The organism is Pseudomonas protegens (assembly GCF_003732485.1).
GTDB classification, from domain to species: domain Bacteria; phylum Pseudomonadota; class Gammaproteobacteria; order Pseudomonadales; family Pseudomonadaceae; genus Aquipseudomonas; species Aquipseudomonas protegens_B.
Genome location: NZ_MOAK01000073.1, coordinates 283,430 through 283,669 on the forward strand (window position 1 = coordinate 283,430; position 240 = coordinate 283,669).

Annotated in this window: 1 protein-coding gene; it reads left to right on the top strand. The window is 61.7% G+C overall.

Annotation, left to right across the window (positions count from 1 at the left end; genetic code table 11):
* Positions 1–240, top strand: a 240-nt coding sequence (locus BLX41_RS35760; RefSeq protein ID WP_259745024.1) for a GntT/GntP/DsdX family permease, incomplete at both ends; no start/stop codon positions are given.

Here is a 240-nt window from a genome sequence, read left to right on the forward strand (position 1 = left end):
TCGACCAGTTGGCCCGTGAAAATACCTCGCAGAACCTGCCGAGCTTCAGCGTGACCCTGCTGACCGTGCTGCTGCCGGTGTTCCTGATGCTGCTCAAGACCTTCGCCGACGTGGCGCTGCCGGACGGGCATTTCTTCCGCATCTGGATGGACATGATCGGCCACCCGATCAGTGCCTTGCTGCTGGCCTTGCTGCTGTCGCTCTACACCTTCGGCTACAAGCAGGGCATCGGCTCCAAGC